Origin of the sequence: Flavobacterium fructosi (genome assembly GCF_042787335.1) — a bacterium.
GTDB classification, from domain to species: Bacteria; Bacteroidota; Bacteroidia; order Flavobacteriales; family Flavobacteriaceae; genus Flavobacterium; species Flavobacterium fructosi.
In genome coordinates, this window is the sequence record NZ_JBHZQA010000003.1 from 1 (window position 1) to 26556 (window position 26556).

13 protein-coding genes and 2 rRNA genes are annotated in these 26556 nt (G+C 33.5%); 9 read left to right on the forward strand and 6 right to left on the reverse strand.

Annotated elements, in window-relative coordinates; genetic code table 11:
- Together ACFX5D_RS05345 and rrf are read left to right on the forward strand one after the other, a co-directional pair.
- Positions 1–202: ribosomal RNA gene (locus ACFX5D_RS05345) — 23S ribosomal RNA — on the forward strand; the annotation flags it as partial.
- A gap of 146 nt (positions 203–348) precedes the next feature.
- Positions 349–458: ribosomal RNA gene (gene rrf / locus ACFX5D_RS05350) — 5S ribosomal RNA — on the forward strand.
- A gap of 407 nt (positions 459–865) precedes the next feature.
- Here rrf and ACFX5D_RS05355 read toward each other — a convergent pair.
- From ACFX5D_RS05355 to ACFX5D_RS05365, 3 genes are all read right to left on the reverse strand, one after another.
- Positions 866–1783, reverse strand: a complete 918-nt coding sequence (locus ACFX5D_RS05355; protein ID WP_379857218.1) for an ISAon1 family transposase — start codon at positions 1781–1783, stop codon at positions 866–868.
- Between the two features lie 34 nt (positions 1784–1817).
- Entirely contained in the window at positions 1818–2204 is a 387-nt protein-coding gene (locus ACFX5D_RS05360; RefSeq protein WP_379857219.1) for an ISAon1 family transposase N-terminal region protein, read from the reverse strand.
- A gap of 515 nt (positions 2205–2719) precedes the next feature.
- A complete protein-coding gene (locus tag ACFX5D_RS05365) occupies positions 2720–6685 on the reverse strand; it encodes a hybrid sensor histidine kinase/response regulator (protein ID WP_379857220.1) in 3966 nt (1321 codons plus the stop codon).
- Between the two features lie 223 nt (positions 6686–6908).
- On the opposite strand from ACFX5D_RS05365, the gene ACFX5D_RS05370 reads away from it, so the two are divergent.
- From ACFX5D_RS05370 to pafA, 7 genes are all read left to right on the forward strand, one after another.
- Positions 6909–9983 (forward strand): SusC/RagA family TonB-linked outer membrane protein, encoded by a 3075-nt coding sequence (locus ACFX5D_RS05370; RefSeq protein WP_379857221.1) that lies wholly within the window; start codon positions 6909–6911, stop codon positions 9981–9983.
- A gap of 25 nt (positions 9984–10008) precedes the next feature.
- Positions 10009–11520, forward strand: a complete 1512-nt coding sequence (locus ACFX5D_RS05375; RefSeq protein ID WP_379857222.1) for a RagB/SusD family nutrient uptake outer membrane protein — start codon at positions 10009–10011, stop codon at positions 11518–11520.
- Positions 11521–11609: 89 nt separating this feature from the next.
- Positions 11610–12695, forward strand: a complete 1086-nt coding sequence (locus ACFX5D_RS05380; protein ID WP_379857223.1) for a glycoside hydrolase family 43 protein — start codon at positions 11610–11612, stop codon at positions 12693–12695.
- Positions 12696–12836: 141 nt separating this feature from the next.
- Entirely contained in the window at positions 12837–13907 is a 1071-nt protein-coding gene (locus ACFX5D_RS05385) for a glycoside hydrolase family 2 TIM barrel-domain containing protein (protein ID WP_379857224.1), read from the forward strand.
- Positions 13908–14125: 218 nt separating this feature from the next.
- The gene (locus ACFX5D_RS05390) at positions 14126–15862 is read left to right on the forward strand and encodes a family 43 glycosylhydrolase (protein ID WP_379857225.1); all 1737 of its coding nucleotides are present in this window, start codon (positions 14126–14128) and stop codon (positions 15860–15862) included.
- Positions 15863–15926: 64 nt separating this feature from the next.
- Positions 15927–17066: an aldose epimerase family protein gene (locus tag ACFX5D_RS05395; protein WP_379857226.1), complete on the forward strand. Its 1140-nt coding sequence runs from the start codon at positions 15927–15929 to the stop codon at positions 17064–17066.
- 137 nt (positions 17067–17203) lie between these two features.
- Positions 17204–18817 (forward strand): alkaline phosphatase PafA, encoded by a 1614-nt coding sequence (gene pafA, locus ACFX5D_RS05400; protein WP_379857227.1) that lies wholly within the window; start codon positions 17204–17206, stop codon positions 18815–18817.
- A gap of 70 nt (positions 18818–18887) precedes the next feature.
- Here the strand turns inward: pafA and lysA are convergent, their stop codons facing one another.
- The 3 genes from lysA to gltB all read right to left on the reverse strand — a co-directional run bounded on the left by lysA (position 18888) and on the right by gltB (position 26273).
- On the reverse strand, positions 18888–20114 hold the full coding sequence (lysA, locus tag ACFX5D_RS05405; RefSeq protein WP_379857660.1) for a diaminopimelate decarboxylase: 1227 nt from the start codon (positions 20112–20114) through the stop codon (positions 18888–18890).
- 184 nt (positions 20115–20298) lie between these two features.
- On the reverse strand, positions 20299–21753 hold the full coding sequence (locus ACFX5D_RS05410; RefSeq protein ID WP_379857228.1) for a glutamate synthase subunit beta: 1455 nt from the start codon (positions 21751–21753) through the stop codon (positions 20299–20301).
- A 2-nt stretch (positions 21754–21755) separates the two neighbouring features.
- Positions 21756–26273 carry a glutamate synthase large subunit gene (gene gltB / locus ACFX5D_RS05415; protein ID WP_379857229.1) on the reverse strand — a complete coding sequence of 1506 codons (4518 nt, stop codon included), beginning with the start codon at positions 26271–26273 and terminating at the stop codon, positions 21756–21758.
- Positions 26274–26556: the final 283 nt, after the last annotated feature.

The following is a 26556-nucleotide window of genomic DNA, read 5'->3' on the forward strand; positions in this document are numbered from 1 at the left end:
TAGTGTATCTGTTGTCACGCCAGTGGCATCGCAGAGTAGCTACGTTTGGAAGGGATAAGCGCTGAAAGCATATAAGCGCGAAACCCACCACAAGATGAGATTTCTTTTAAGGGTCGTGGGAGATGACCACGTTGATAGGCTATAGATGTAAAGGCAGTAATGTCATAGTCGAGTAGTACTAATAACCCGTAAGCTTATGTACGCTTTTCCCCGGGGTAACCCGGGGAAGAAACTTTCTAATACTTTTTATTTTCTTTATCTCAGTATGTTAAGATATTACTATAATTATGAATTGATAAATTATCAATTGTTAGTTATAGATAATTGCCCAAAGCAATTATAACCTCTTAAGGTGGTTATTGCGGCGGGGCTCACCTCTTCCCATCCCGAACAGAGTAGTTAAGCCCGCCTGCGCAGATGGTACTGCAGTTATGTGGGAGAGTATGTCGTCGCCTTTCTTTGTGGAACCCCAGCTTGAAAAAGCTGGGGTTCTTTTTTTTATAGGTACGACGTGTTTGGCTAATGCCTCGGTTCGTCGCCTTTCTTTAATCTGAATTAGTTTCAGATTCTATTAAATCCTCATCATTCATTTGATGGGGATTTTTTTCGTTGTAAATTTTTGGATTCTAAAGGGAAAAAATTCCACATCTACTGCACCTCTTTGATTTGGGATCAATTCCAAAACCTGTGGAGCGATAAAAATTAAGCATAAATTTCGGTTACTCTAAAATGAAAGAATCCTATATTTCTGACCGCTCTGAATTGGGATCTAAAAGCTTTAATTTTAGCATACTTCGTCGCGTTATGCCTAAATAAACAGCCTAGCCTCTTATGGGAAAATCGGGTCACATAAATTTTCTGGGGATTAGGCAAAAAGTTTTTCCATTCTAAAGAGAAAGAATTTGATATCTACGACACCTCTTTGGTTGGCTCTGAAGAGTTTTATTTTCGAGTTAAATGATTCTGCATTTGCATTTGTATGTCGTTTTATAAAGAAGTTCAAAATGGTTTCCAAATGATATTTCAAACTGTTTGCCGCGGTATTAAAAACGGTCATTTCTAATAGTTTGGTTTTCTCTATCCAGTTTAATATTTTTTCTTTGGCGAGTTTTCTTAATGTTTCTTCATAAATATTTCTAAACTCAAGAGTATGATTATATGCTTTATGTAAAAGAGGATAATTCTTGAATAGTAATTCAGCTCTTATCTTTTGGTTTTGGGTCCAATCATTTGGTTTTTTAGCAATAATATTGCGGCTGCGAGCTAGTAATTGTTTTGGAGTATCGTCGTTTTCAAAAGTAAATGGAATGTATTTTAAGCTTTGTTCTTTTGCTATTTTGATGGCTTGATTTTCTTTTTCAATTTCCTCCCATCGATATTTTATTCTTAAGTGTTGCAAGGCTTCCATTATTAGTTTTACAACGTGGAAACGGTCTGTTACGTGATAACTTTCAGGAAAACACATTCTTGAAGCTAATTGCATGTTGTTTGCCATATCAAGGGTTATTTCTTTTACCGATTTTCTTTTTTCTAACGAAATTTTGTTTAGAACATCAATAATATCGTGACTTTTAGTTCCTTTGATAATCGCTACGAGTGTCTTTTTCTTTCCTCTTCCATTTTTATTTGTAACAAAAGTATAGAGTTCTCCTTTTGATAAACTCAACTCGTCAATACTTAAATGTTCGCCAATATTTTCAGGATAAATCAAATAATCTTGGGAGTGATTTAACTGTTTCCAATCTTTAAAACCACTGATTTTTTTCTTGTAATGACGTTGCAATAAATTAGCCTTAACACCATAATAACTGACGATATTACTTATCGTATCTTCTCGGGTCTCGACCTGTATCTTTTAAAAAATCTGAAAGCTCAACCGTTAATTTTGAACCTTCAGCTATAAATGAATAATCACTTTTTACTTCAATAGATTTGTCTGTTTTATTACGCCACCTACGTCTTCTTATACCTAAATAAACAGCTTTCCCTCGTATAGGAAATTCTTGTATTATGGTTCGCTCATAAAACCCTTTTGATTGAAATTCAATTGAGTTAAATCCTTTTGGAAGAATATTTTTCTCGTCTAAATAGATATATAAACAGTCTTTATTGGTTTGTAAGTCACCCAACTCCTTGAAATCAACAACGTCAAAATGAGACAACAGTCCTTCTGGTAGAAACGAAGAAAATATCGAAATATCCATTTGCTTTTTTATGCAAATTTATAAATTCTCCCCAACTTTTTTCTGTGACCCGGAAAATCTTGTATTATGGTTCGCTCATAGAACCCTTTAGATTCATATTCAATGGAGCTATATTCTTTTAGAAAATATTTTTCTTGTCTAAAGAGATATAAAAGCAATCTTTTTTGGTTAATTAATCCCCCAGTTCCTTTAAATCAACAATGTCAAAATGAGATAATAATGCTTCAGGTAGAAAGGATAAAAATATTGAAAAATTCATTTTTTTTATCCGAAGTTACGACTTCTGGCCATATTTTTTTAAGTGAGCCGTTAAAACACTAATTGGATGACTTACAAAAAAAGACGATCGAAATTAATTCAAGATAAATTTCATCTCTCTCTGGAAACAGACAAAAAATGGAAAACTAAAAAGTCATGCCATTAGTAATACGGTTTTTTTTAAAATAAGATATTTAAAAAAAAAGTTAGGGAGTGTAAACTAACAGTAAATAAAAAGAAAATTCAAAACTCGGGAGTTATTTCTTTTTTATCTCAAACTTCACATATTTAGATGGGGTCATATTAAATTGCCTTTGAAAACTTCTGCCGAAACTTACTTGTGAATTAAAACCGACCATTTCGGCCACTTGATAGATTTTATAATCACCTGTTTTCAATAATTCGGCAGCTTTTTTAAGTCTAGTAATATTTATTAAGTCATTGGGACTTAAATTAGTGATATTATTAATTTTTCTATACAAAGTGGATCGACTCATATTCATGTTCTCTGCCAAGGTGTCAACACTTAAATTGGATTCTGAAATATTACTGATAATAATTCCGTCCAATCTTTTTATAAATTTTTCGTCGACATTAGTATGAGCCATTGTTCTGATGTGAGCTAGAGGAGAACTTGAATAATGGTCTATGATATTTCTTCTATTATCTAATAAATTAGACACTTGAACTTTTAGATATTCCATTGAAAAAGGCTTGTCAATGTAGGCGTCCGCACCAGATTCTAGCCCCTCTATCCTAGCTCCAATGGATGTTTTGGCAGTTAGCAGAATAATGGGAATATGGCTTGTATTTATAGTAGTTTTCATTTTTTCACAGAATGTAAACCCATCCATTTCTGGCATCATGACATCACTTATTATTAATTGAATACTCTCATTGTCAACAATATCTAAGGCTTGTATTGCATTTGATGATTTTATTATTGTATAAGTATCCATTAAGTCCTTAGCAATAAAATCTAGTAAATCCTCATTGTCTTCTATTAAAAGGACAGTGGGTTTATTGTTTTCTATTTTTAATTTATGAACAGAGAACTGGGCTTCTATTTTTATGTCTGATGTCTTTGAATCGTCAAAATCGAATTCTTTGTCTTGATGTATGGGAAGTTTGAGCACAAAACTATTCATTGCAGCATCACTTGTGTCTAATTTTAACTTTCCTTTGTGTAGCGTGACGAGAGAGTAGGCAAGCGCAAGACCTATGCCAGTTCCAGACTGATTTTCGGTTCCTGGCGCCCTGAAAAAAGGTTCGAATATCTTGTTTCTGAGTTGGGATGGAATTAGTTTACCATCATTTTTTATTGTTAATTTAAAATATCCTTCCTTTTTTGATAAGGAAAGAATAACGTTGGATTTTGAATATTTTATCGCATTATTAAACAGATTACTTAATATTTTAGTCAATACTTCAGCATCAACAAAAGCAATTAAATCATCTGTTTCCAATTTAAGTTCAAAATCAATGTTCTTGCTCTTGATTATCTGACTGAATTGTGTATAGGTTTCTCGTACTAAATTTGTAATATTTGTTTTGACAAATGTTAGGCTAACGTTCTCTAATTCAGTCTTTCTAAAATCTAATAATTGGCTAACTAAAGTAAGCAAGCGACTTACATTTTTATCCATAATAGAGAGGTTCTCTTTTATATCACTGTTTGGATCGACTTTAGTAAGTAACTTTTCTAAAGGACCTTTTATTAAACTTAATGGCGTACGAATCTCGTGAGAAATATTGGTAAAAAATTCGATCTTGGCATTGTATAATTCTTTTTCCTTTTTGTTATTTAGTTCCGTTAATAAATACGAATTTTTTATTTTTATTCTGTTGTGATAAAATCTAAAACCCATAAAACTTAAAATAATTAGGATACAAAAATAAAAGACAAAGGCCAAATTACTTTTCCATAAAGGTGGTAAGATCGTAATTTGTACTGGTGACGACTTACTCCAAATACCGTTAACGTTGAGTGCTTTCACTTTAAAAATATATTTACCAGAAGATAAACCAGAAAAATAAACCTTATGTCTTTTTCCTAACGAGATCCAATCATTTGTGGATCCATCAAGCTTATACCAATACTTCACCATCTCTGGCGCAGTATAACTTAAAGAAGTAAAATCAAGATTAAAAGAATTCTCATCTGGATGTAATGTAATCTCCTTGTTGTTAGTAATAGAATTATTTAAAGCAGAGATAGTAGTGTTTTCAGATGATTCTTTACCAATTATTTCTATGTCGGTTAAAAAAATAGAGGGACGAAAAGTGTTTTTTCTAAACTTTTTTGGATTAAAAGCGACCATACCACTCGTGCTGCCAAAATAGATCATACCGTTTTTGTCTTTGTAAGCTGAATTATAGTTGAATTGATTGTTTAAAAGGCCATTGTCTTCAGTGTACACTTTAATTTTTTTTGATTCTTGATCGAATTCAACCAAACCTTTTGAAGTACTTATCCAAAGAATATTTTTTTCACCACAAATAATAGAGTAAAATACATTGCTGGGAAATCCATCTTTCGTAGTGTAATTTTTAAATTCATTGCTTTTATAATTATAAACATTAAGCCCATTTTCAGTTGCGATCCATAAATCGTTTTTATAGTCTTGGAAGATGCCGTTTATTGCATTATTGCTTATGCTTTTTGAATTGTTTTTATTTTGTTTAAAAACAATGCGTTTATTAGTCCGTGGATTATAACTAATTAAACCACCCCAATAAGTACCAGCCCAAAGAATGCCTTTTTTATCTTCCATAAACGAAGTATAAAAAACCCGTTCTGAAAACCCTCTGTGCGTGATGAATTTATCTTTTTCAGCATCGTAAGTTTGTATCCCCGTTGAAGTAATGACAAAAATTTGTTTTGATTTATTTTGATAAAGTGTATATACAAAATTACTGGAAAGACCATGACCATCTCCTACACTGTAATGTTTGATAACATTTCCAGTATCGGTATCCATTATGTCAATACCACGATCAAACGTGCCTATCCAAAGTTTGTTTTCTTTGATTAACAGCCCATGAATATTGTTATGGGTCAATAAGTTAGTATTATTGAAAAGATTGTAATTAGTAAAAATTCCCGTCTTTGGATTAAACTTATTAAGTCCAGCGTCTTCGGTTCCAATCCATAAATTTCCATTTTGATCAGAACGAATTTCACGAACTGCATTACCGCTAATTGAATTTTCTCCAAGTTTTGGGAAATATTTTTTGAATTGTATGTATTGTTTTGGGTAATAATTAATACCCCCAAAATAAGTACCAATCCAAACGCCTCCTTCGGAATCAGAAGTCAAGGAATAAACTGCATTATCGGAAATTGAATAAGGATTATTATAGTTTTTAGTTAAATTTTTATAACTGGAACTTTTCAAATTATAGATAACTAAACCTGATTCTGTTGCAATCCACAACTCGTTTGTATTAATTTTTAAAAAATCTCTAATGTATAAAGGTTCACTGTTATTCAGACGCAATCGTGTGATAGTATTATTCCGAATATGATAAACTAGCACACCATTATTTTGTGTTCCGATGTAAATGCTGTTTTCATCTTCACATATTATTTTACTAATTCTTATGGGAAGTTTATTTTTTGTAGAGATATTAATACTAATTTTTTTAAATGAATTTGTTTCTTTACGATAGCTGTATAAATTATTATTAAAGGCTACCCAAATTCTTCCATCAGGTGTTCTGGTAATTTCTTCTACGTTAAACAATAGTTTATTTTTATAACTAACTGTTTTTTTTGTCGCTACAGTATACTTGAATAAAGTTAAGTCTGCAATGTACCAAAGGTTACCGTCATTGTCATTCTCAATGTCAACGATGGGTTTGTTTAAAGACCTGTTTAAAAGGCTGAAATCTTCCGCTTTTTCATTGTATGTAAATAACCCATTATTAGTTCCCACCCATAATTGACCATTATATTCGTGAAGACATTCAATAAAATTACTCCCTATGCTTTTGGGATTATTGGTGTCATTTCGAAAAGTTTTAAAAGTGTAGCCATCAAATCTGTTTAATCCATCTTTGGTTCCAAACCACATAAACCCTTTTTTATCTTGAAGAGAGGTAAGCACTGTATTATGTGATAATCCATTTTCGCTTTTATACTTTTTAAAATAAAACTCTTGCCCAAATGAAGAAATGGTCGAAAAAAAGATTATTAGGAGGTGAACGATGTGTTTTTTCATTTTTTAAACGTGATACTATTTTTGTGAATAAAAGTAAATAAATAGAATGCCAATTTTCAATTCAAATCATCCTAAAATTATACAATTCATTCCATAAATGATAATATTACTAATAAAATAATTACTTTAAATGATTTGTATAAAGAATGACACATTAAAGATAGATTTATGATTTTTTTTAAACTTTTTTTGTTTGAAAATAACCAAATAAAACTATTACAAAATGAAAAAAAATGTACCAAAATTAATTAAATTAGTCATTACCCTAACATTTTGCTTATTTACGTTCCTAAACAACGCTTATTCACAAGGCCAATTAAGCATTAGTGGTGTAATTAAAGGAAGTGATGGAACCCCATTACCGGGTGCCAATGTCTCAATTCCAGGGACCCAGATAGGATCTACTGCTGATTTTGATGGAAAATTTACATTAAAAAACGTTCCTTCCAATGCAGTGTTAGATTTCAGTTATATTGGTTTTCAAGGCCAATCGATTCAAGTCAATGGTCGCACTACAATTAATGTTGTTTTAATCATGGACAGCAACAATTTAGACGAGATAGTTATAATTGGATATCAATCTATAAAAAAGAAAGATTTAACAGGTGCTATTGCTGTTATAGATCCAGTAAAAGCAAATAAAAACTTCTCGAATTCTCTTGCGGAATCTTTGCAAGGATTAGCAGCAGGTGTTACTGTTAGAAATGGTGGACAGCCAGGACAAAATTCTCAAATAGAGATTAGAGGTTCAGCGAGCTTTGTTAATTCTAATCCATTATACATTATTGACGGAATGATTGCAGACGCAAATCAAACAGTAAATAATAATGATATTGAATCCATCCAAATTTTAAAAGATGCATCTGCAGCAGCGATATACGGTTCACGAGCTGCCAATGGAGTTATTATTATAAAAACTAAATCAGGAAAAGAAGGACCACTTAAAATTTCCGTTACGTTTAACACTGGCGTACAAAAGATTCCTCAAACATGGGATGTAATGAACAACACCCAATATGCTGAATTACAAAAAACAAGTTATACAAATTCCGGATTGACTCCCCCATCATCAGTTGGAGCAAATTTCAACCCTAATATTAATACAAATTGGCAGGATGAAGTTACAAGAACTGGAAATACTTTAGATTTAAACATTGGCGCCTCTGGCGGTAGTAAAAACTCATCCTACTTTCTTTCTGCAAGTCAGTTTGAAAACAAAGGAGTGCTAATTGGCAGGTCTTTTCAACGAACATCTTTTAGAGTTAATACCCAAATGAAAAAAGGTATAGTTACTATTGGAGAAAACTTATTATTATCTAATTCAAACACAAAACAACCTTTAGGATCTTTTGATACGGGTAATCCTTTTTTCGATATGGTGACTATGTTGCCTGTTATACCTGTTAAAGGGGATGAATATATAAATGCTAATAACCCAGGTGGTTGGGGAATAGGAACTGTAAATGCCGTTTCATTTTCTAAGAATCAGGTTGCTGTAACAAATCTTTTACGTGAAAAAATCAATTTTGCAAAGTTGGTTGGTAATGCTTTCGTAAATGTAGATATAATGGAAGGTTTAAGCTATAAATTCAATGTGGGGGTTGAAGCAAGTTATGACTTTTCAAAAGGAATAAGACGAAATGGAGTTACCCAATTTAATGCTGCAGTTCGCCCTAGTTTCATTGCCGACAATAGATCTAGATTTAGCAGTGTTTTGATGGAGCATACTCTTAATTTCAATAAAAAAGTAGGAAAACATAATCTAAATGGAGTTGTAGGAATTTCTGACCAACAAACAAAAAGAGATTTCTCTTTAGCTGTGAGAAGTGACATTACGGAATTGGGAGATCAAATATTTACCCAAATAAATTCAACAACAGGAACATCGATTAGCGAAGGTGCAATCACTGATGATTATAGAACTTTTGGTTATCTAGGAAGGCTTAACTATGATTATGACAATAAATATTATGTAACTCTTACTGGGAGAATTGATAAAGACAGCCGTTTTAGCAAAGATAATAGAACTGGAAATTTCCCTTCAATAGCGGGAGCTTGGAGAATTAGTAAAGAAGATTTTTTCAATGTTCCTTGGATTAATGATTTGAAAGTAAATGCATCCTATGGGGAGTTGGGAATCGTAACCTTAGGATCTTTTGATTGGCAAGGAACAATAAATAACAATACAAGAGCGATTCTAGGCGGTATGCCTCAAGTGGGTTCTTATCAAGCAACATTGGTAAACCCTGATTTACGTTGGGAAAATAGAAAAACGCAAAATTATGGTCTAGAAACATCATTATTTAAAAATACAGTAAAACTGTCCGCGGCATATTACAATTCATTGTCTGAAGATGCCTTAGTTACGAATTTGCCTATTGCTGTTTATTTAGGCAATTTAGGTGGCACTCCTCCAGTAAATGCTGGTTCAATTAGAAATACTGGATTTGAACTTGAAGCTTCATATAGGAACAATGACAATGAATTTAAATGGAATGTTGGTTTAAATTTTACAACCATAAAAAACCGTGTTGAGAAAGTTGGAAACCGTGGAGAAGGCATAGATTACATACAAACTGGATTGACAAGATCTAAGGTGGGACAACCTTTAGGTCAATGGTATTTGTTAAAAACAGATGGTATTTTTCAAAATCAATCTGAAATAGATGCTCACTCGTTAAATGGCATTCTGATTCAGCCTTTTGCAAAACCTGGAGATGTCAAATTTGTAGACATCAATGGGGATGGTAGAATATCGGACACAGACAGAGACTTTAGTGGATCTTCATCATGGCCAACTTTACAAACAGGATTGCAACTTGCAGCTAATTATAAGAATTTTGATTTAAGTGCGCAGTTTGTGGGGGTCTTTGGAAATGAAATATTTAATAGTGTGAGACAACAGTTAGATTCCTATCAAAATACAAACTTTAGAAGTGATGTAAATCCTTGGACTCCAACAAATACTAATACAAGTGACCCGAGAATTGGTGTGGCGACAAACGACCAAGGTTTGGTTGATAATGGTAGATTTAGTTCCGATAGATGGCTGGAAGATGGTTCATACCTCAGATTAAGAAATATTCAATTAGGATATTCGTTTGAAGACAGCCTTCTTAAAAAATTAAAAATGACGGGATTGCGTGTATATGCAACTGGACAAAATTTATTTACAATTACGAAATATTCTGGACTTGATCCTGACGTTCAAGGTAATGGTATTCTCGAAAGAGGTGTGGACAACGGAAACTGGCCTTCAAATCGAATTCTTGCATTTGGAGTAAATCTAGAATTTTAAAAACAAAAAACTAAAGTAAAAAATTATGAAAAACATATTAATATTATTTGTGCTGTTAACTATTTTTTCTTCCTGCAGTGATGAGTTAGATAAAGTTAACCCTAACGAAGTAACGAACCAAAGTTTTTGGCAGAATGAAAAAGATGCCGTAAAAGGTATTAATGCCTGTTATAGTACCTTGCACAGAGGAGGGTTTTCAAGATGGCAACCTATGCTTTATGATTTGCGATCTGATGTGGGTGTAAGTTATAGCCCCTGGAGTGATTTGGCCAATGCGATGAATAATTTCATACAGCCAGACTCTAATTTTGGACCAATGGTTGATGTTTATTTTGATAATTATGTTGGAATCAATAGAGCAAATGCTGTCCTTGCAAATGTGTCAAATATTGATATGAATTCCAGCCTAAAAGAGAGAGTATTGGGGGAAGCCTATTTTTTTAGAGGAATGCATTATTATCATTTAGCTAGTTTGTGGGGTAATGTTGTTTTGCAATTAAAGCCATCTGCGCCCACGGATTTACCGGCAACTTCTACCGAGACTCAAGTTTGGGCTCAAGTTGTTAAAGACTTAACGGAGGCCGTTGCACGTTTACCTAAAAATTATGCCGATCCTAAGGATCAGGGAAGAATTACTAAAGGAGGCGCCAATGCTTTATTAGCAAAAGCGTATATGCAAATAGGCGATTATGAATCAGCAAAAAAAGCGCTTGATTATTTAGTGATTGGGGATGGAGCAAGCGTCTATAATTTAGTATCTAATTATGCCGATAATTTTAAGATTACTTCCGAATTTAATGTAGAATCTGTTATTGAGTGGAGTTATATTGAAAACCCTACAGAAGGAACGGATAATGACGTACAAACCGCTAACCATAATTATGGTACATCTATAGGTCAATTCTATGCACCACCCGGAGTAGGGTTTTCAGATGCTGAAGCATTAAGATGGGTCGTTGGTGAATTTGAAATTGAAAAAACGGTTTCAAACCAAAGAGATCCTAGACTGCCGGCAACATTTTTATACAATTTTACTAACGAAGCGGGTCCAGCTGCCACGATGGTATATGGCGAAACATTTTTGCAAAGATATGGCAACAATAAACGGGTATCATTCAGAAAGTTTCTTCATGACCATGCTAGAAATTATGAAGGGTTTAGAGGTATCAACAACTACAGATTTATTAGGTATGCCGATGTACTTTTAATGTATGCCGAATGTTTAAACGCAACTGGAAAAACCAATGACGCCTATCAATATGTTAATCGAGTACGGTCAAGAGCGGAGCTAGCTCCCTTAGCAACTGGTATGTCCCAACAAGCATTTTTAACTCAAATTAAGCACGAAAGACTTCTGGAATTATCAGGTGAAGGTCACAGATTCAACGATTTGAAAAGATGGGGTGATTTAGGCCCGGATTTAAAAAGTAAAGACCCAGCATTTAATAATTTTGTAAAAGGCAAACACGAATTACTGCCTATTCCACAAAGAGACTTGGATATTAATCCAAATATGACACAGAATCCTAATTGGTAAAATACAGCGTAAAAACCCGTTGGTGCTGTTTTTTAATCATCGGAACCCAACGGGTTTTATCCTAAATATTTAATTTAAGAACTACAAGCATGGAATTACTAAAAATAAAATTGAGAATATATGGAGCCATTTCAATTGTTTGTCTTACCATAAGTGTATTTATTTCTTGCAATAGTAGCCAAATTAGCAGTGAAAGTCCAAAAATTGATGCAATGTCTACTGCTACTACGTTTAAAAATCCAATTCTCAGCTCTGGTGCTGACCCTTGGGTTTATAAAAATGGCAATGAATATATTGTGACATTTACTACCGGAAATAATATCACATTGATACGAACAGAGAAAATGTCTGAACTTAAAAATGGTACAAAAAAAATAATTTGGACCCCACCCTCGTCTGGTTTTAATTCGAAAGAAATATGGGCACCCGAATTACATAAAATTAATGGAAAATGGTATGTCTATTACGCTGCAAGTGATGGCGATAATAAAAATCACAAAATGTGGGTTCTTGAAAATACGTCACAAGATCCATTTCTAGGAACATGGGTAGATAAGGGGGAATTAAAACTGCCCGATGATAAATGGGCAATCGATGGAACCCATGTCGAGATTAACAACGAGCATTACTTTGCTTGGTCTGGATGGTCTGGTGATACTAATGTCAGTCAAAATTTATACATAGTCAAATTAGAAACCCCCTTTAAAGTTTCAACGGAAAGAGTTTGTTTATTGAAACCAACCGCAACTTGGGAAACTAATAATACCAATCCTTTGGTAGCAGAAGCACCCCAATTTTTAATAAGAGACAACAAGGTATTCTTATTCTATTCGGCAGGAGGCTGTTGGACAGATGGATACAGCATTGGAATGATATTGATGGAATTATCCAAAAATCCTTTAGATGTAAACTCATGGACAAGAAGCGAAAACAATCCTCTTTTTAAATCTAATACAACTGGAAACACCTTTGGGCCCGGTCACAATTCTTTCTTTAAATCTTTAAACGGCAAAGAGGATTGGATTCTGTATCATGCCAACCCACAGCCTGGACAAGGATGTAGCGAAAATAGATCAATGAGAATGGAGCAATTTTCGTGGGACAAAGATGGCTTGCCAGTTTTTGGCATTCCGGAACAACTAGGTAAAGAATTGATTAGACCTGCAGAGGAATAATTTAAAGACATTTAATCCTTAATGTATTAATATTCATAGGATTAATGGTTTGATTTAGTTAATTAAACTACCGTTTTTTTATTAAAACGGTAGTTTTTCAAAGACGAAAAAAATAAATAATTAAATTTCAATAATGCTAAAATGAAAAAATACATCTTAAACCTGTTTTTAATTCTTACTATAAATGTAGGATCGGCCCAAGAAAACAATCAGTACAATCAGCACAAATGGTCTATTAAAAAAGCAGAAAATTGGTATGTTCAAAATAACTGGTTGGTAGGAGCTAATTTTATCCCAAGTACTGCCATCAATCAACTGGAGATGTGGCAAGAAGATACATTTGATCCTGAGACAATAGACAAAGAATTAGGGTATGCTCAAAGTATTGGCATGAACACGATGCGTGTATACCTGCATAGTTTAGTCTATAAAGATAATCCAGAAGGGTTTAAAAATCGGATGAAAACATATTTAAAAATAGCAGATAAACACAGTATTAAAACTATTTTTGTAATATTTGATGACGTGTGGGATAAAAATCCCAAAATAGGTTTACAGCCAAGTCCTAAACCAGGAATACATAATTCTGGTTGGGTACAAGATCCGGGCGATCCTGCTTATAAAGAAGATAAAAACTTTCCGGAACTAAAGATTTATGTTCAAGATATCATCAAAACTTTTTCCAATGATAATCGTGTTCTGATGTGGGATTTGTACAATGAACCCGGCAATAGTGAAAAAATGAATACTTCAATGAATCTTCTTTCTAAAGTTTTTGAATGGGCTCGAGAAATTAACCCAAATCAACCTTTAACCGCTGGATTGTGGACTTGGAGTTTTCAAGAACTTAATGCTTTCCAGGCTTTAAATTCTGACATTATTACGTACCACCATTATGGTGATGTTGCAGAGCATCAACAAGTAATTAATTTATTAAAATCACATGGCAGACCCATGATTTGTACAGAATATATGGCTCGAACTAGAAATAGCAGGTTTTCAAATATTCTGCCATTATTAAAAAAAGAAAATATTGGAGCAATTAATTGGGGCTTGGTAGCAGGGAAGTCAAATACTATTTATCAATGGGACACTCCTATGGTAAATGGGGAAGAGCCTAATGAATGGTTTCACGATGTGTTTAAAAAAGAGGGTACGCCATATCGTCAAGATGAAGTTAATCTGATAAAAAAATTGACTGAAAAAAAATAATGATACAAGAGAACTTTCTATTTCCTGATACCAATCGCTGCGCTATTTTTTCATAAAATAACATTCTTTGTACACTTCTTGTTGCAACAAAAAAAAAATACTATAAAAAAAATGACACTCAACCTACTTGATGGAATACCAGGAGTTTATAGAAATAGCAATAAGCAATAGAGGCTGATAAGCTGCCTGAATATATTGAAAAATAAAAAATAAAATTCATGAAATTAAATAAATTGTTTTTAGTTCTTTGTATTTGTTGTTTTCAATTAGGAATGTCTCAGACATTTACCCAACCTATTGCAGATTTAGCAGATCCCCATATTACTTATGTAAATGGGTACTATTACTACACTGGAACTACGGGTGGAGACATTTCTATAAAAAAGGCAACAACTCTAGAAGGCTTAAAACAAGTGAGGCTAACAAAGTTATTTGGGCCGGGGAATGTCGGTGCTCAGATGGGGGATTACTGGGCACCTGAATTACACCAACTTGATGGAAAGTGGTATATCTATTATACTGCAAAAGAAACAGAGTCAAATCTTCAAAAATCATTTGTGATTGAAAACAGTACAGGTGATCCGATGTCAAACAATTGGAATTTTAGAGGAAAGCTCTCTTCGACCGGTTCAGATTATTATGCCATAGATGGAACAATTATGGAGATTTTAGGTAATCGTTATTTTATCTGGTCTGGTGTCGATGCAACAACAAATGCACTTGGAAGAGATAAACCCCAAAAAATTTATGTGTCTTTAATGAGTAATCCTTGGACTTTGACTGGTACGAGATCATTGCTGTCGAGTCCAGGAGAATTGTCAGGAGGTAATTTTGGTGATGTGAATGAAGCGCCAGAAATACTTATAAAAAACGACAAGGTGTTTATGACCTATTCTGCAAATGGTTGTTGGACACCAGACTATAAAATGGGGATGATGTATATGAATGATACCGCTAATCCATTACTTCCATCTTCTTGGACAAAAATACCTGATGCTGTTTTTGCATCAAATGCGTTAACCCATAGCTATGGACCGGGACACAATTGTTTCTTTAAATCTCCCGATGGAATTGAAGATTGGTTTGCATATCATGCAACGCCAAATTCTAGTGGTGATTGCGGAAATACAAGAACAACAAGAGCTCAAAAAATAACTTTTGATGGAAACGGAATTCCACAATTTGGAAAGCCTTCCGTTATAGGAGAACCAATAACTGCTCCTAGTGGAGAACCTACATTGCCTTTTCAAGGCTTGGCAAATGGGCTGTATAAAATAAAGCAAAAGAACACCACTAAATTAGTGGGAATTGGAGGGACTGTTTATGGTAATCCTGCAAACATTATACAATGGGAGGATAATGATGGCTTGGGACAAAAATGGTGGATTCAAGCTACTGGAGATGGTCATTACACTATTATATCTGCATTGAGTGGTCTAGCAATGGAAATTGGAGCTTGTAGCGTTTCTAATTTTGCTAGTGTTACTATTTGGACACCAAATGGAGCTTCTTGTCAAATGTGGGCTATAACAGACCTTAATGCGGGAAATTATAGTATCATAAATAAAAATAGTGGTAAAACAATTGAGATTGATGCTGCTGATATTGATGTTAATGGGGGAAATGTGCAACAAAATACTTCCATTGGAACAGATAATCAAAAGTTTAAACTTGAATTTGTAAGAGCTACTTTGAACACGGCAAATGTGGATATACCCAACACGGTGAAAATTTATCCAAATCCAGCCAAAGATGAATTTATAATTGTTGGCTTAAATAATCATGAAAGCTACGTACAAATCAAAATTATTGATAGTGCTGGTAAGACTGTAAAAAAAATTAATACTACTGAGGCGGAATGTAAGGTTGATGTTTCGTCTTTAAAATCAGGATTATATTTTCTTCATATCGCCAATGAAGGAAATACGGTTTACGAAAAAATAATTATTGATTAGGGCTACAGTTGAAGAGTATATAAAAACTTGCAGAATTGAGTCAAAAAACATTAAAAAAACAACAATGAAAAAAGCGATTTTAATTATCTCATTATTATTTACATCCCTTGTAACAGTGGGACAAAACAAAAAAAATATGTCCATTGTATTACTTAAAAAAAGTGATTTTGAAAGGGAAATTGACGGTAAACAAGTACGATTGTATACCTTAAAGAATCATTCAGGAATGATTTCGGAAATTACCAATTACGGAGGTAAAGTGGTTTCGTTATGGGCGCCAGATAGAAAAGGTCATTATGAGGACATGGTTTTGGGATATCCCAATATTAATGATTATTTAAATTCTAAAGAAAAATATTTTGGTGCTTTAATCGGAAGATATGGAAATCGTATTGCTAACGGAAAATTCACACTAAATGGTAAAGAATATGATTTGGCCAAAAACAATGGCCTTAACCATCTTCATGGAGGAAATAAAGGTTTTGAATCCGTTGTTTGGGATGCAAAACAAGTTGACGGTCAAACTTTAGAATTACGGTATGTATCTAAAAATATGGAAGAGGGTTATCCTGGCAATCTTGTTGTAAAAGTTGTTTACAAACTTACAAACAATAATGAATTAAAAATTGAGTATTGGGCATCTACTGATGCGCCAACGGTAGTGAACTTAACTCATCATTCATTTTTTAATTTAAAAGGAGCAGGGAACGGAACAATTAACAACCATCTTTTACAGATTAATGCAGCTTATTACACACCTGTTGACAATGGATTGATTCCTACAGGAGAGATCGCTAGTGTAGAAAATTCCGCTTTCGACTTCCAAAAAATAACTGCGATTGGAGAAAGGGTTAATACTGAAAATCCGCAACTAAAATATGGACTTGGTTACGATCATAATTTTGTCCTTAATCAAAAATTGGAAGGTTTAAACTATGCCGCAAAGGTTATAGAACCGGTGTCCGGAAGAACTATGGAAATCTACACAAATGAGCCTGGATTGCAGTTTTACGGAGGCAATTTTTTGAATGGAACTGAAATAGGAAAAAATAGGAAAGCATATGAGTATAGAACAGCTTTTTGTCTTGAGACCCAACATTTTCCGGATAGCCCTAATAAAAATCATTTCCCAACAACTAAATTAAATCCAAAAGAAGAATACTATTCCATATGCATTTACAAGTTTTCAGTTTCCAAACTGTAGAGTGAAGTCCAAACCTTTTTCATAAAAACATTTTTTAGACAGGAATAAGAAATGATTAATTTGTAATACTTAAGTTTTGTTAATACCTATTTTATAACATTAAATTGTATTTTTGTTGAACTATATAAAAATACAATATGAAAAAAATTATTTTGTTTTTGGCATTTTTAATGTCTTTAAATATGCAGGCTCAAGAACGACCAAAATTAGTTGTTGGTATTGTTGTAGATCAAATGAAGATGGAATATTTATATCGTTTTGCTGATGATTTTTCACCTAATGGTTTTAAAAGATTAATGGCTAATGGATATACTTTTCAAAACATGCATTTTAATTATATGCCAACTTATACAGGTCCAGGCCATGCATCAATATATACAGGTACAACACCATCAACTCATGGAATTGTGGGGAACGAATGGTTTAGTAGAAGTTTGGGTAAGTTTATGTACTGTACAGATGACGCATCGGTTAAAACAGTGGGAGATGGTACTGTTATAGAGGGTGAAATGTCTCCAAAGAATTTGTTAAGTACTACTATTACAGATGAACTTAAGTTAGCAACCAATTTTAAAGGGAAGGTTATTGGAATAAGTCTAAAAGATCGTGGTGCTATTTTACCTGCGGGACATTTTGCTGATTGGGCTTTTTGGTTTAGTAAAACAGGAGCTTTTATTTCTAGCTCCTTTTACGGCGAAAAACTACCAGGGTGGGTTGCCGAATTTAACCAAGAGAAAAGATTCATGCCTTATATTACTAAAGGTTGGGATTTATTCAAACCTGCAGCAACTTATAACGAGAGTCTAGCAGATAATAATCCATACGAGGGGAAATTATATAATAGTTCGGCACCAGTATTTCCGTATAATTTAAAAGATATGTATGAGAAAAATGATGCAGGAGTTATACGTTCTACACCATTTGGTAATAACCTTTTGGCAGAATTTGCTATGGAAGCAATTGAAAAAGAAGAATTAGGAAAAGATAATATTACGGACTTCCTGACAGTTAGCTTTTCTTCTACTGATTATGTTGGACATTTACTTGGTCCAAGGTCTATGGAATTGCAAGATACTTATTTACGTTTGGACCAAACTATTGCTGAATTTCTTAAGTATTTGGACAAAACTGTGGGGAAAGATAATTATTTGCTTTTTCTTACTGCAGATCATGCGGGAGCTGAAAATGCAAACTATCTCAGAGATAATAAGTACAATGTAAAAAGTGTAAATCCGCAAAATATTATCAAAGGATTAAAAGATTTTTCGGTTGCTACTTTTGGAGTAGATTTAGTTTTAAATTATTCTAATTTCAATCTTTTCTTTAATAAAGAAATTATTAATTCTAAAGGGCTTGATTTGAATAAGGTTAAGCAGTCTTTTAAAGATTATTTAATGACACAGGAGCAGGTTAAAAGAGTTTATACTGAAGAAGAAATTCTAGGTTCGACTGGAAATGATTATTACCTTAATTTTATAACGAAAGGATACGATCCATCACAAAATGGAGATCTTGTTATCCTTGACAAAGCGGCTTACATCGAATACCAAGGTACTGGAACTTCTCACGGAACTCCTTATAGTTATGATACCCATGTACCAGTAATTTTTTACGGCTGGCATGTTAAGAAAGGAGAATCATTTGCAAAGAAATATATCACACAGATTGCACCTACAATCGCTCAAAAAATTAAAATTCCTTTTCCAAATGGAACTGACGCTAATGTTTTAGAGGAAGTTTTAGAAAAATAGAGTATTTTCGATAGTCGTAGTGAATAAAAAAAATCCCATCTTTTTAAAGAGATGGGATTTGTGTTTTAGCTTATACTGTAGCAATTTCTAGTGGTAATGGAATTTGGTTTTTTAATAAATCTTCAAAGGTTTCATGAGCTCTAATTAAATGCCCTTCTCCTTTTAACCACAATACTTCAGCTGGTTTGTATCGTGAATTATAATTAGATGCCATAGAAAAACAATAGGCACCCGCATTTCTAAAACATAAAATATCACCTTCTTTGATTTCGGAAATTTTTCTATTATTTGCAAATGTGTCTGTTTCGCAAATGTATCCAACTACAGAGTAAAAACGTTCTTTCCCTTTTGGGTGTGAAATGTTTTCAATATGATGTTGTGAACCATAAAACATTGGTCGTATTAAGTGATTAAAACCACTATCTATTCCTGCAAAAACTGTTGATGTAGTTTGTTTTACGACATTAACTTTCGCTAAAAAGAATCCAGCTTCACTGACCAAAAATTTTCCTGGCTCAAATATCAAGGTTAATTCTTTTCCGTATTCTGTACAAAAAGCATTGAATCTTTTCGAAAGTTTCTTTCCTAATTCTTCAATATCAGTTTCAATGTCATCTTTCTTGTAGGGTACTTTAAATCCACTTCCAAAGTCAAGAAATTCAAGATTTTTGAAGTTTTTTGCAGCGTCGAATAATATTTCTGCAGCGTATAAAAATACTTCGATATCAAGAATATCAGAACCAGTATGCATGTGTATCCCTACAATATTCATTTTTGTGTTTTCAACGATACGAACTAAATGTGGTAATTGATGAACAGAAATACCAAATTTACTATCAATATGACCAACAGATATGTTTGCATTTCCACCTGCCATTACATGTGGATTTATTCTAATACATACAGGAACATTTGGATATTTTGTGCCAAATTGCTCTAATATAGATAAGTTATCAATGTTGATTTGAACTCCCATTGCTGTAACTTCTTCAATTTCTTCCAAAGAAACTCCATTGGGTGTGTAGAATATTTTTTCAGGCTCATATCCTGCATGAAGCCCTAATAATACTTCTTGAATTGAAACAGTGTCTAAACCAGATCCCATTTCTTTTAGTAATTGAAGGATTGCAATATTAGACAATGCTTTCACTGCATAGTTAATACGCAACTTATTTACCTTAGAAAAAGCTTTTGATAATCTGTTGTATTGAGATTGTATTTTCTCGGCATCATAAACATATAACGGACTTCCGAATTGTTCTGCTAATTGTAATAAGTCTTTTCCTTGCATTTTGATTGTATTTTTACGCAAATTTATTACTCTTTATCAATACAAACAAATAAAAATACAGGTTTTAACAAATTATAACAAAATGTTATTATTACAACAAATAGGATGTGTTTTTATTTCTTGTAACTATTCTAAAAATAAAAATCCCTTGATAAAAAAATATCAAGGGATTTAATAAAATTATTTTTAATTATAAACTAGGTAGGTCACCACTACCTTTAGTTGGTAAATTAGTAAATCCCATCAAATAATTATCTACTTCTCGAGCGGCTTCACGACCTTCAGAAATTGCCCAAACAATTAGAGATTGACCTCTTCTCATATCACCAGCAGTAAATATGTGAGAAACATTCGTTTGATAATTAGTTGCTTTATAATTGGTTCTAAAATCTACATCTAACCCCAATTGATCGCTTAATGTACTTTCAGGACCTGTAAATCCTAAAGCTAATAAAGCTAAATCACAAGGCCATATTTTTTCTGATCCTTCTTTTTCGATTAGTTCTGGTCTCTGTCCAGGTGTCATTTTCCAAGCTACTTCAACAGTTTTCAATCCTGTTAATTCGCCTTTTTCATTAGAAATGAATTCTTTTGTATTGATCAACCAGTTTCTGTCACAACCTTCTTCATGAGAAGAGGAAGTTTTTAATTGTAATGGCCAAAAAGGCCATGGAGTAGTTTCACTTCTACCAACGGGTGGTTTGGGTAAAATCTCAAAATTAGTAACCGATTTTGCACCGTGTCTGTTTGAAGTTCCAACACAATCTGAACCTGTATCACCACCACCAATAACGATAACATCTTTACCAGTTGCTTTAATTTGATCCGGAATTGATTCTCCGAATACCACTTTAGTTTGTTGTGTTAAAAAGTCCATAGCTTGAACAACTCCTTTGCTTTCAATTCCTTTTGTAGGTAAGCTTCTTCTTTCCGTTGCGCCGCCACATAATACGATGGAATCAAAAGAATTTAATTCTTCAATACTGAAATTTACACCAACGTTTACATTGGTTTTAAATACAATTCCTTCAGCTTCTAGAATAGCTACACGTCTGTCGATAATTCCTTTTTCTAATTTGAAATTTGGAATTCCGTAACGTAATAAACCACCAATAGCATTGTCTCTTTCAAAAACGGTAACGGTATGTCCTGCACGATTTAATTGTTGTGCAGCCGCTAAGCCGGCGGGGCCTGAACCTATGACAGCTACAGTTTTGCCTGTTCTCGTCACTGGAATTTGTGGTTTTATCCATCCTTCCGCAAAACCTCTTTCGATAATATTTTTTTCGATATTTTCAATAGCGACAGGCTCACTGATTATACCCAAAACACATGATTTTTCGCATGGAGCAGGACATAATCTTCCTGTGAATTCAGGAAAATTGTTTGTTGATTGTAAAATCTCCAATGCACTTTCCCATTCCTCTTGATGCACCATGTCATTAAAATCAGGAATTAAATTTCCTAATGGACAAGCACTGTGACAAAAAGGAATACCACAATCCATGCATCTTGAACCTTGTTCTTTTATTTTATCTTTGACTAACGGAATCGTAAATTCATTATAATTTGATACACGCTCTTCTACAACTATAGTACTTTCGTCAGTTCTATTATATTCTTTAAATCCACCTATCTTTCCCATAACTATAGTGCTATTAGTTCTTCAATTTTTTTTTCTTCTGCTAATCTCTGTAATGCTTTTTTATAATCTGTTGGCATTACTTTGACAAAATGGTTGCGTTGATTTTCCCAATCTTCTAAAATTCTTTTAGCTAACGGGCTATTGGTATACATAGAATGATTTTTTATCAAGCGTCTCAGTTTAGTTAAGTCATCCTCTTCCAATGTTTCAAAAGCGACCATCTCCATATTACATAAGGTAGCATCGAATTTTTTATTTGGATCAAAAACATAAGCAATACCGCCACTCATTCCGGCAGCAAAATTTCGTCCTGTTTTTCCTAAAACTACTACAGTTCCTCCGGTCATGTATTCGCATCCGTGATCTCCAATTCCTTCTACAACTGCTGTTGCTCCAGAATTTCTCACACAAAAACGTTCTCCAGCCATACCATTAATATAAGCCTCACCCGTAATTGCTCCGTAAAGTGCCACGTTACCAATGATAATGTTTTCTTCAGGCTTGAATGTTGCAGTAGGAGGGACTTTGATAATTAATTTAGCGCCTGAAAGTCCTTTTCCTAAATAATCATTACAGTTTCCATGAATTTTGAATGACAAACCATTTGTTGCAAAAGCACCAAAACTTTGTCCTGCAGAACCTGTAAAGTCGACTAATATGGTGTCCTCAGGTAATCCTTGAGCGCCATATATTTTTGAAATTTCATTACTTAATATCGCACCAACTGAACGATCTGTATTTTTGATATCAAAAGTCACTCTTGTTTTTTCCTTTCTATAAATAGAAGGAATTGCAGCTTTTATAATTTCAAAATCAAGTACATTATCTAAAGCATGATCTTGAGTAGTTGTGTTGTGATTTGGAACTACTTTAGCTTTTTCTGGTTTGTATAAAATAGTAGATAAATCTAATCCACTCGCTTTATAATGTTTGATGGCTTTGTTGACATTCAATTTTTGAGATTGTCCCACCATTTCTTTAAGTGTTCTAAAACCTAATTGTGCCATGATTTCTCTTAACTCCTCAGCAATAAAATACATGAAGTTAATGATATGCTCCGGAGTTCCTTTGAAATTTTTTCTCAATTCAGGATCTTGCGTTGCGATACCAACTGGGCAAGTATTCAAGTGACAAGCTCGCATCATAATACAACCCGACGCAACTAACGGTGCTGTTGCAAAACCAAATTCTTCAGCTCCAAGTAAAGCAGCAATAGCTACATCACGTCCTGTTTTTAATTGTCCGTCACATTCTAAAACGACACGGCTTCTTAAATCATTTAAGATTAGTGTTTGTTGTGCTTCGGCAAGTCCCAATTCCCAAGGAATACCTGTATGTTGTAATGATGTTAATGGTGCGGCACCCGTTCCTCCATCGTATCCCGAAATCAAGATTACATCGGCTTTTGCTTTAGCAACACCGGCAGCGATTGTTCCAACACCCACTTCAGAAACTAATTTCACATTAATCCTTGCTTCACGATTGGCATTTTTTAAATCAAAAATCAATTGTGATAAATCTTCAATGGAGTAAATATCGTGATGTGGCGGCGGAGAAATAAGTCCAACATAAGGCGTTGAATTTCTTACTTTTGCAATCCAAGGCACTACTTTTTCTCCAGGTAATTGACCACCTTCTCCCGGTTTTGCACCTTGAGCCATTTTTATTTGAATCTCTTTGGCACTTGTCAAATAATTGATAGATACACCAAATCTTCCTGAAGCAACTTGTTTAATAGCACTATTTCTAGAATCACCATTTAAGTCTTTTTGGAAACGGTTAGTATCTTCTCCACCTTCTCCAGAATTACTTTTTCCTCCAATTCTATTCATGGCAATTGCCAAGTTTTCATGGGCTTCCTGGCTGATTGATCCATAAGACATGGCTCCAGTTTTGAATTTTTTTACAATTTCGGTCCAAGGCTCTACTTCGTCAATTGAAATTGGATCCAAATTATTGAATTCAAATAAACCTCTAATAGTCATTAGATTTTTACTTTGGTCATTAACCATATTGGAGTATTCCTTGTAACTTTCCGGACTGTTTAATCGAACAGCCTGTTGTAATTTAGAAATCGTTGTTGGGTTGAACATGTGTTTTTCACCAGTTCTTCTCCATCTGTAGACACCTCCAATTTCAAGCGGTAATAAATTAGCCACTTTTGAATTAGGGAAAGCTTTTTGATATCTTTTTTTGATTTCTTTTTCTACTTCGATCAGACCAATTCCTTCAATTCTAGAAGGGGTGTAAGGAAAATATTTAGAAGTGAAAGTTTTATTTAATCCTAAAATTTCGAAAATCTGAGCAGCTCTATACGAATGTAAGGTAGAGATACCAATTTTGTTCATGATTTTAAGGATCCCTTTTGCAATCGCTTTATTGTAATTTTTAATTGCATAATCCGCTTTTATACCAGTAATAAAACCTTGGTTAACTTGGTCATGAATAATTTCATTGACCATGTAAGGATTTATTGCGCTGGCACCATAACCAAATAATAAGGCAAAATGATGTGGTTCGCGTGGTTCAGCTGATTCAATTATGATTCCAAATTTCGAACGAACTTTTAGAATGTTTAAGGAATGGTGAATGTAAGAGCAAGCCAATAACATTGGTATTGGAGCCATTTTTTCGCTTACACCTCTATCAGAAATGATTACGATATTGCAACCTTCAGAAACAGCTTTAAAAGTAGCTTGAACTGCTCTTTCCATAGCGCGTTCCAATCCATTTACACCTTTTTCAATATCATATAATGTAGAAATAGTCACCGATTTGAAATCAACATGATCAATATTTCTTATTTTATCCAAATCTTCATTCGAGATAACTGGATTTTGAATCTTTAATTTTTTACAATGTTTAGGATCAACATCAAAAATATTATAATCACCACCAATTGCTAGACTGATATCCGTAATGATTTCTTCACGAATACCATCCAATGGTGGATTAGTAACCTGAGCAAATAATTGTTTGAAATAGTTGTATAAAAGTTGTGGTTGATCCGATAAAACCGCTAACGGAGTATCATTACCCATAGAACTTAAAGCTTCATTACCTTGAGCTCCCATTGGGTTTATAATTGTTTTTAAATCCTCGATAGTATAACCAAATAAACGTTGTCTTGTTTCAAAGTCTACGTTTTCGGTTGGTATCGGATTATTGGTATAAGGAATTTGAGCTAATTGCAATAAATTCTCATCTAACCATTTTTTATAGGGACGTTTAGTAGCAATAGCATTTTTGATCTCATCATCTTCAATGATTCTACCTTCGTTCATGTCTACCAAGAACATTTTTCCTGGCTCCAAACGACCGTGTTGAATAACATCTTCTGGTTTAATATCTAGAACACCAATTTCGGAAGACATAATTACAAAACCACTTTTTGTCAAAGTATAACGAGAAGGTCTCAATCCATTTCTATCCAATAAGGCTCCAATAACGTTACCATCAGTAAAAGGAATAGAAGCTGGACCATCCCAAGGTTCCATGATACAAGCATTGTATTCGTAAAATGCTTTTTTCTCTTCAGACATGGTTTGGTGTTTTTCCCAAGCTTCAGGAACTACCATCATCATTGCTTCCGGTAAAGAACGTCCGGTCATCAATAACAATTCGACAACCATATCCATAGAAGCTGAATCTGATTTTCCTTCTAATATAATAGGGAATAATTTTTTCAAATCATCACCAAAAACATCACTTTGCATCAATTCTTCACGAGCACGCATTCGGCTAATGTTTCCACGAAGCGTATTGATTTCTCCATTATGACACATGTATCTAAATGGTTGTGCTAATTCCCATGAAGGGAATGTATTAGTTGAAAAGCGCTGGTGAACCAAAGCTAATCTAGTAACTAAGTCAGTATCAGACAAATCACTGTAGTATCTACTAATGTCTTCCGGCATCAACAAACCTTTATAGATAATGGTAGTTGTTGAAAAACTAGAAAAATAGAACATATGACTTTCCGAAGTTCTTGAATTTCTAATAGTATGTTCTGCAATTTTTCTTGCAGCAAACATTTTCGCATTAAATTGTTGTTCGGTAAGATCCAGTCCATTTTTACCAACAAACACTTGTTTTACGGTTGGTTCTTTTTCGGCTGCAATTTGTCCTAAATTAGAAACATCAACTGGAACATCTCTCCATCCTAAGATTTCTAAATTTTGATCTTGTATGGCCGTTTCAAAAGTTGTTTTGCAAAAGACAACCTGATTTGTGCTTTTCGGCATAAAAACCATTCCTACGGCATATTGTCTAGTTTCAGGTAATTCGAAATCACAAACTTTCTTAAAAAAATCATGGGGAATGTCAAATAAAATTCCTGCTCCATCGCCAGTTCTACCATCAGCACTAACCGCTCCACGGTGCTCTAATTTTATTAAAATATCTAATGCTTTATGAATAATATCATTGGACTTAATTCCATTTAAATTGCAAATAAATCCTGCGCCGCAGTTGTCGTGTTCAAATTCGGGCAAATAAAGGCCTTGTTCTTTAACTTTCATGCTTAATATTTTTTTACAAAATTAAAGATTTAGTAACATATAATGAGTGTAAAAGCCAAATTGAATGTATTTTTACAGTAATAGTAGAAAAAGGTACGATAACTCACAATAATTGTATTTAAAGAGAGTTGAATTGATTTTTCTATAAAAAGAAAACCTATTAAAAGGACTTGTGTCAATTATTTTGAAAGAATTATTTTACTGAGGAATTTTGTTTTAGAATTATAACAAAATGTTTGTTATTTTCTATATTTTTTGAATCGTCTAATGATAAGCTAGAAAT

Excerpts from the sequence above, each read along its gene's own strand:
- ACFX5D_RS05380 (WP_379857223.1), top strand. The coding sequence starts at position 11,610 with ATGGAATTACTAAAAATAAAATTGAGAATATATGGAGCCATTTCAATT.
- ACFX5D_RS05365 (WP_379857220.1), bottom strand. The coding sequence starts at position 6,685 with ATGAAAAAACACATCGTTCACCTCCTAATAATCTTTTTTTCGACCATT.
- ACFX5D_RS05375 (WP_379857222.1), top strand. The coding sequence starts at position 10,009 with ATGAAAAACATATTAATATTATTTGTGCTGTTAACTATTTTTTCTTCC.
- ACFX5D_RS05395 (WP_379857226.1), top strand. The coding sequence starts at position 15,927 with ATGAAAAAAGCGATTTTAATTATCTCATTATTATTTACATCCCTTGTA.
- ACFX5D_RS05360 (WP_379857219.1), bottom strand. The coding sequence starts at position 2,204 with ATGGATATTTCGATATTTTCTTCGTTTCTACCAGAAGGACTGTTGTCT.
- ACFX5D_RS05410 (WP_379857228.1), bottom strand. The coding sequence starts at position 21,753 with ATGGGAAAGATAGGTGGATTTAAAGAATATAATAGAACTGACGAAAGT.
- ACFX5D_RS05385 (WP_379857224.1), top strand. The coding sequence starts at position 12,837 with ATGAAAAAATACATCTTAAACCTGTTTTTAATTCTTACTATAAATGTA.
- pafA (WP_379857227.1), top strand. The coding sequence starts at position 17,204 with ATGAAAAAAATTATTTTGTTTTTGGCATTTTTAATGTCTTTAAATATG.
- gltB (WP_379857229.1), bottom strand. The coding sequence starts at position 26,273 with ATGAAAGTTAAAGAACAAGGCCTTTATTTGCCCGAATTTGAACACGAC.
- ACFX5D_RS05390 (WP_379857225.1), top strand. The coding sequence starts at position 14,126 with ATGAAATTAAATAAATTGTTTTTAGTTCTTTGTATTTGTTGTTTTCAA.
- ACFX5D_RS05370 (WP_379857221.1), top strand. The coding sequence starts at position 6,909 with ATGAAAAAAAATGTACCAAAATTAATTAAATTAGTCATTACCCTAACA.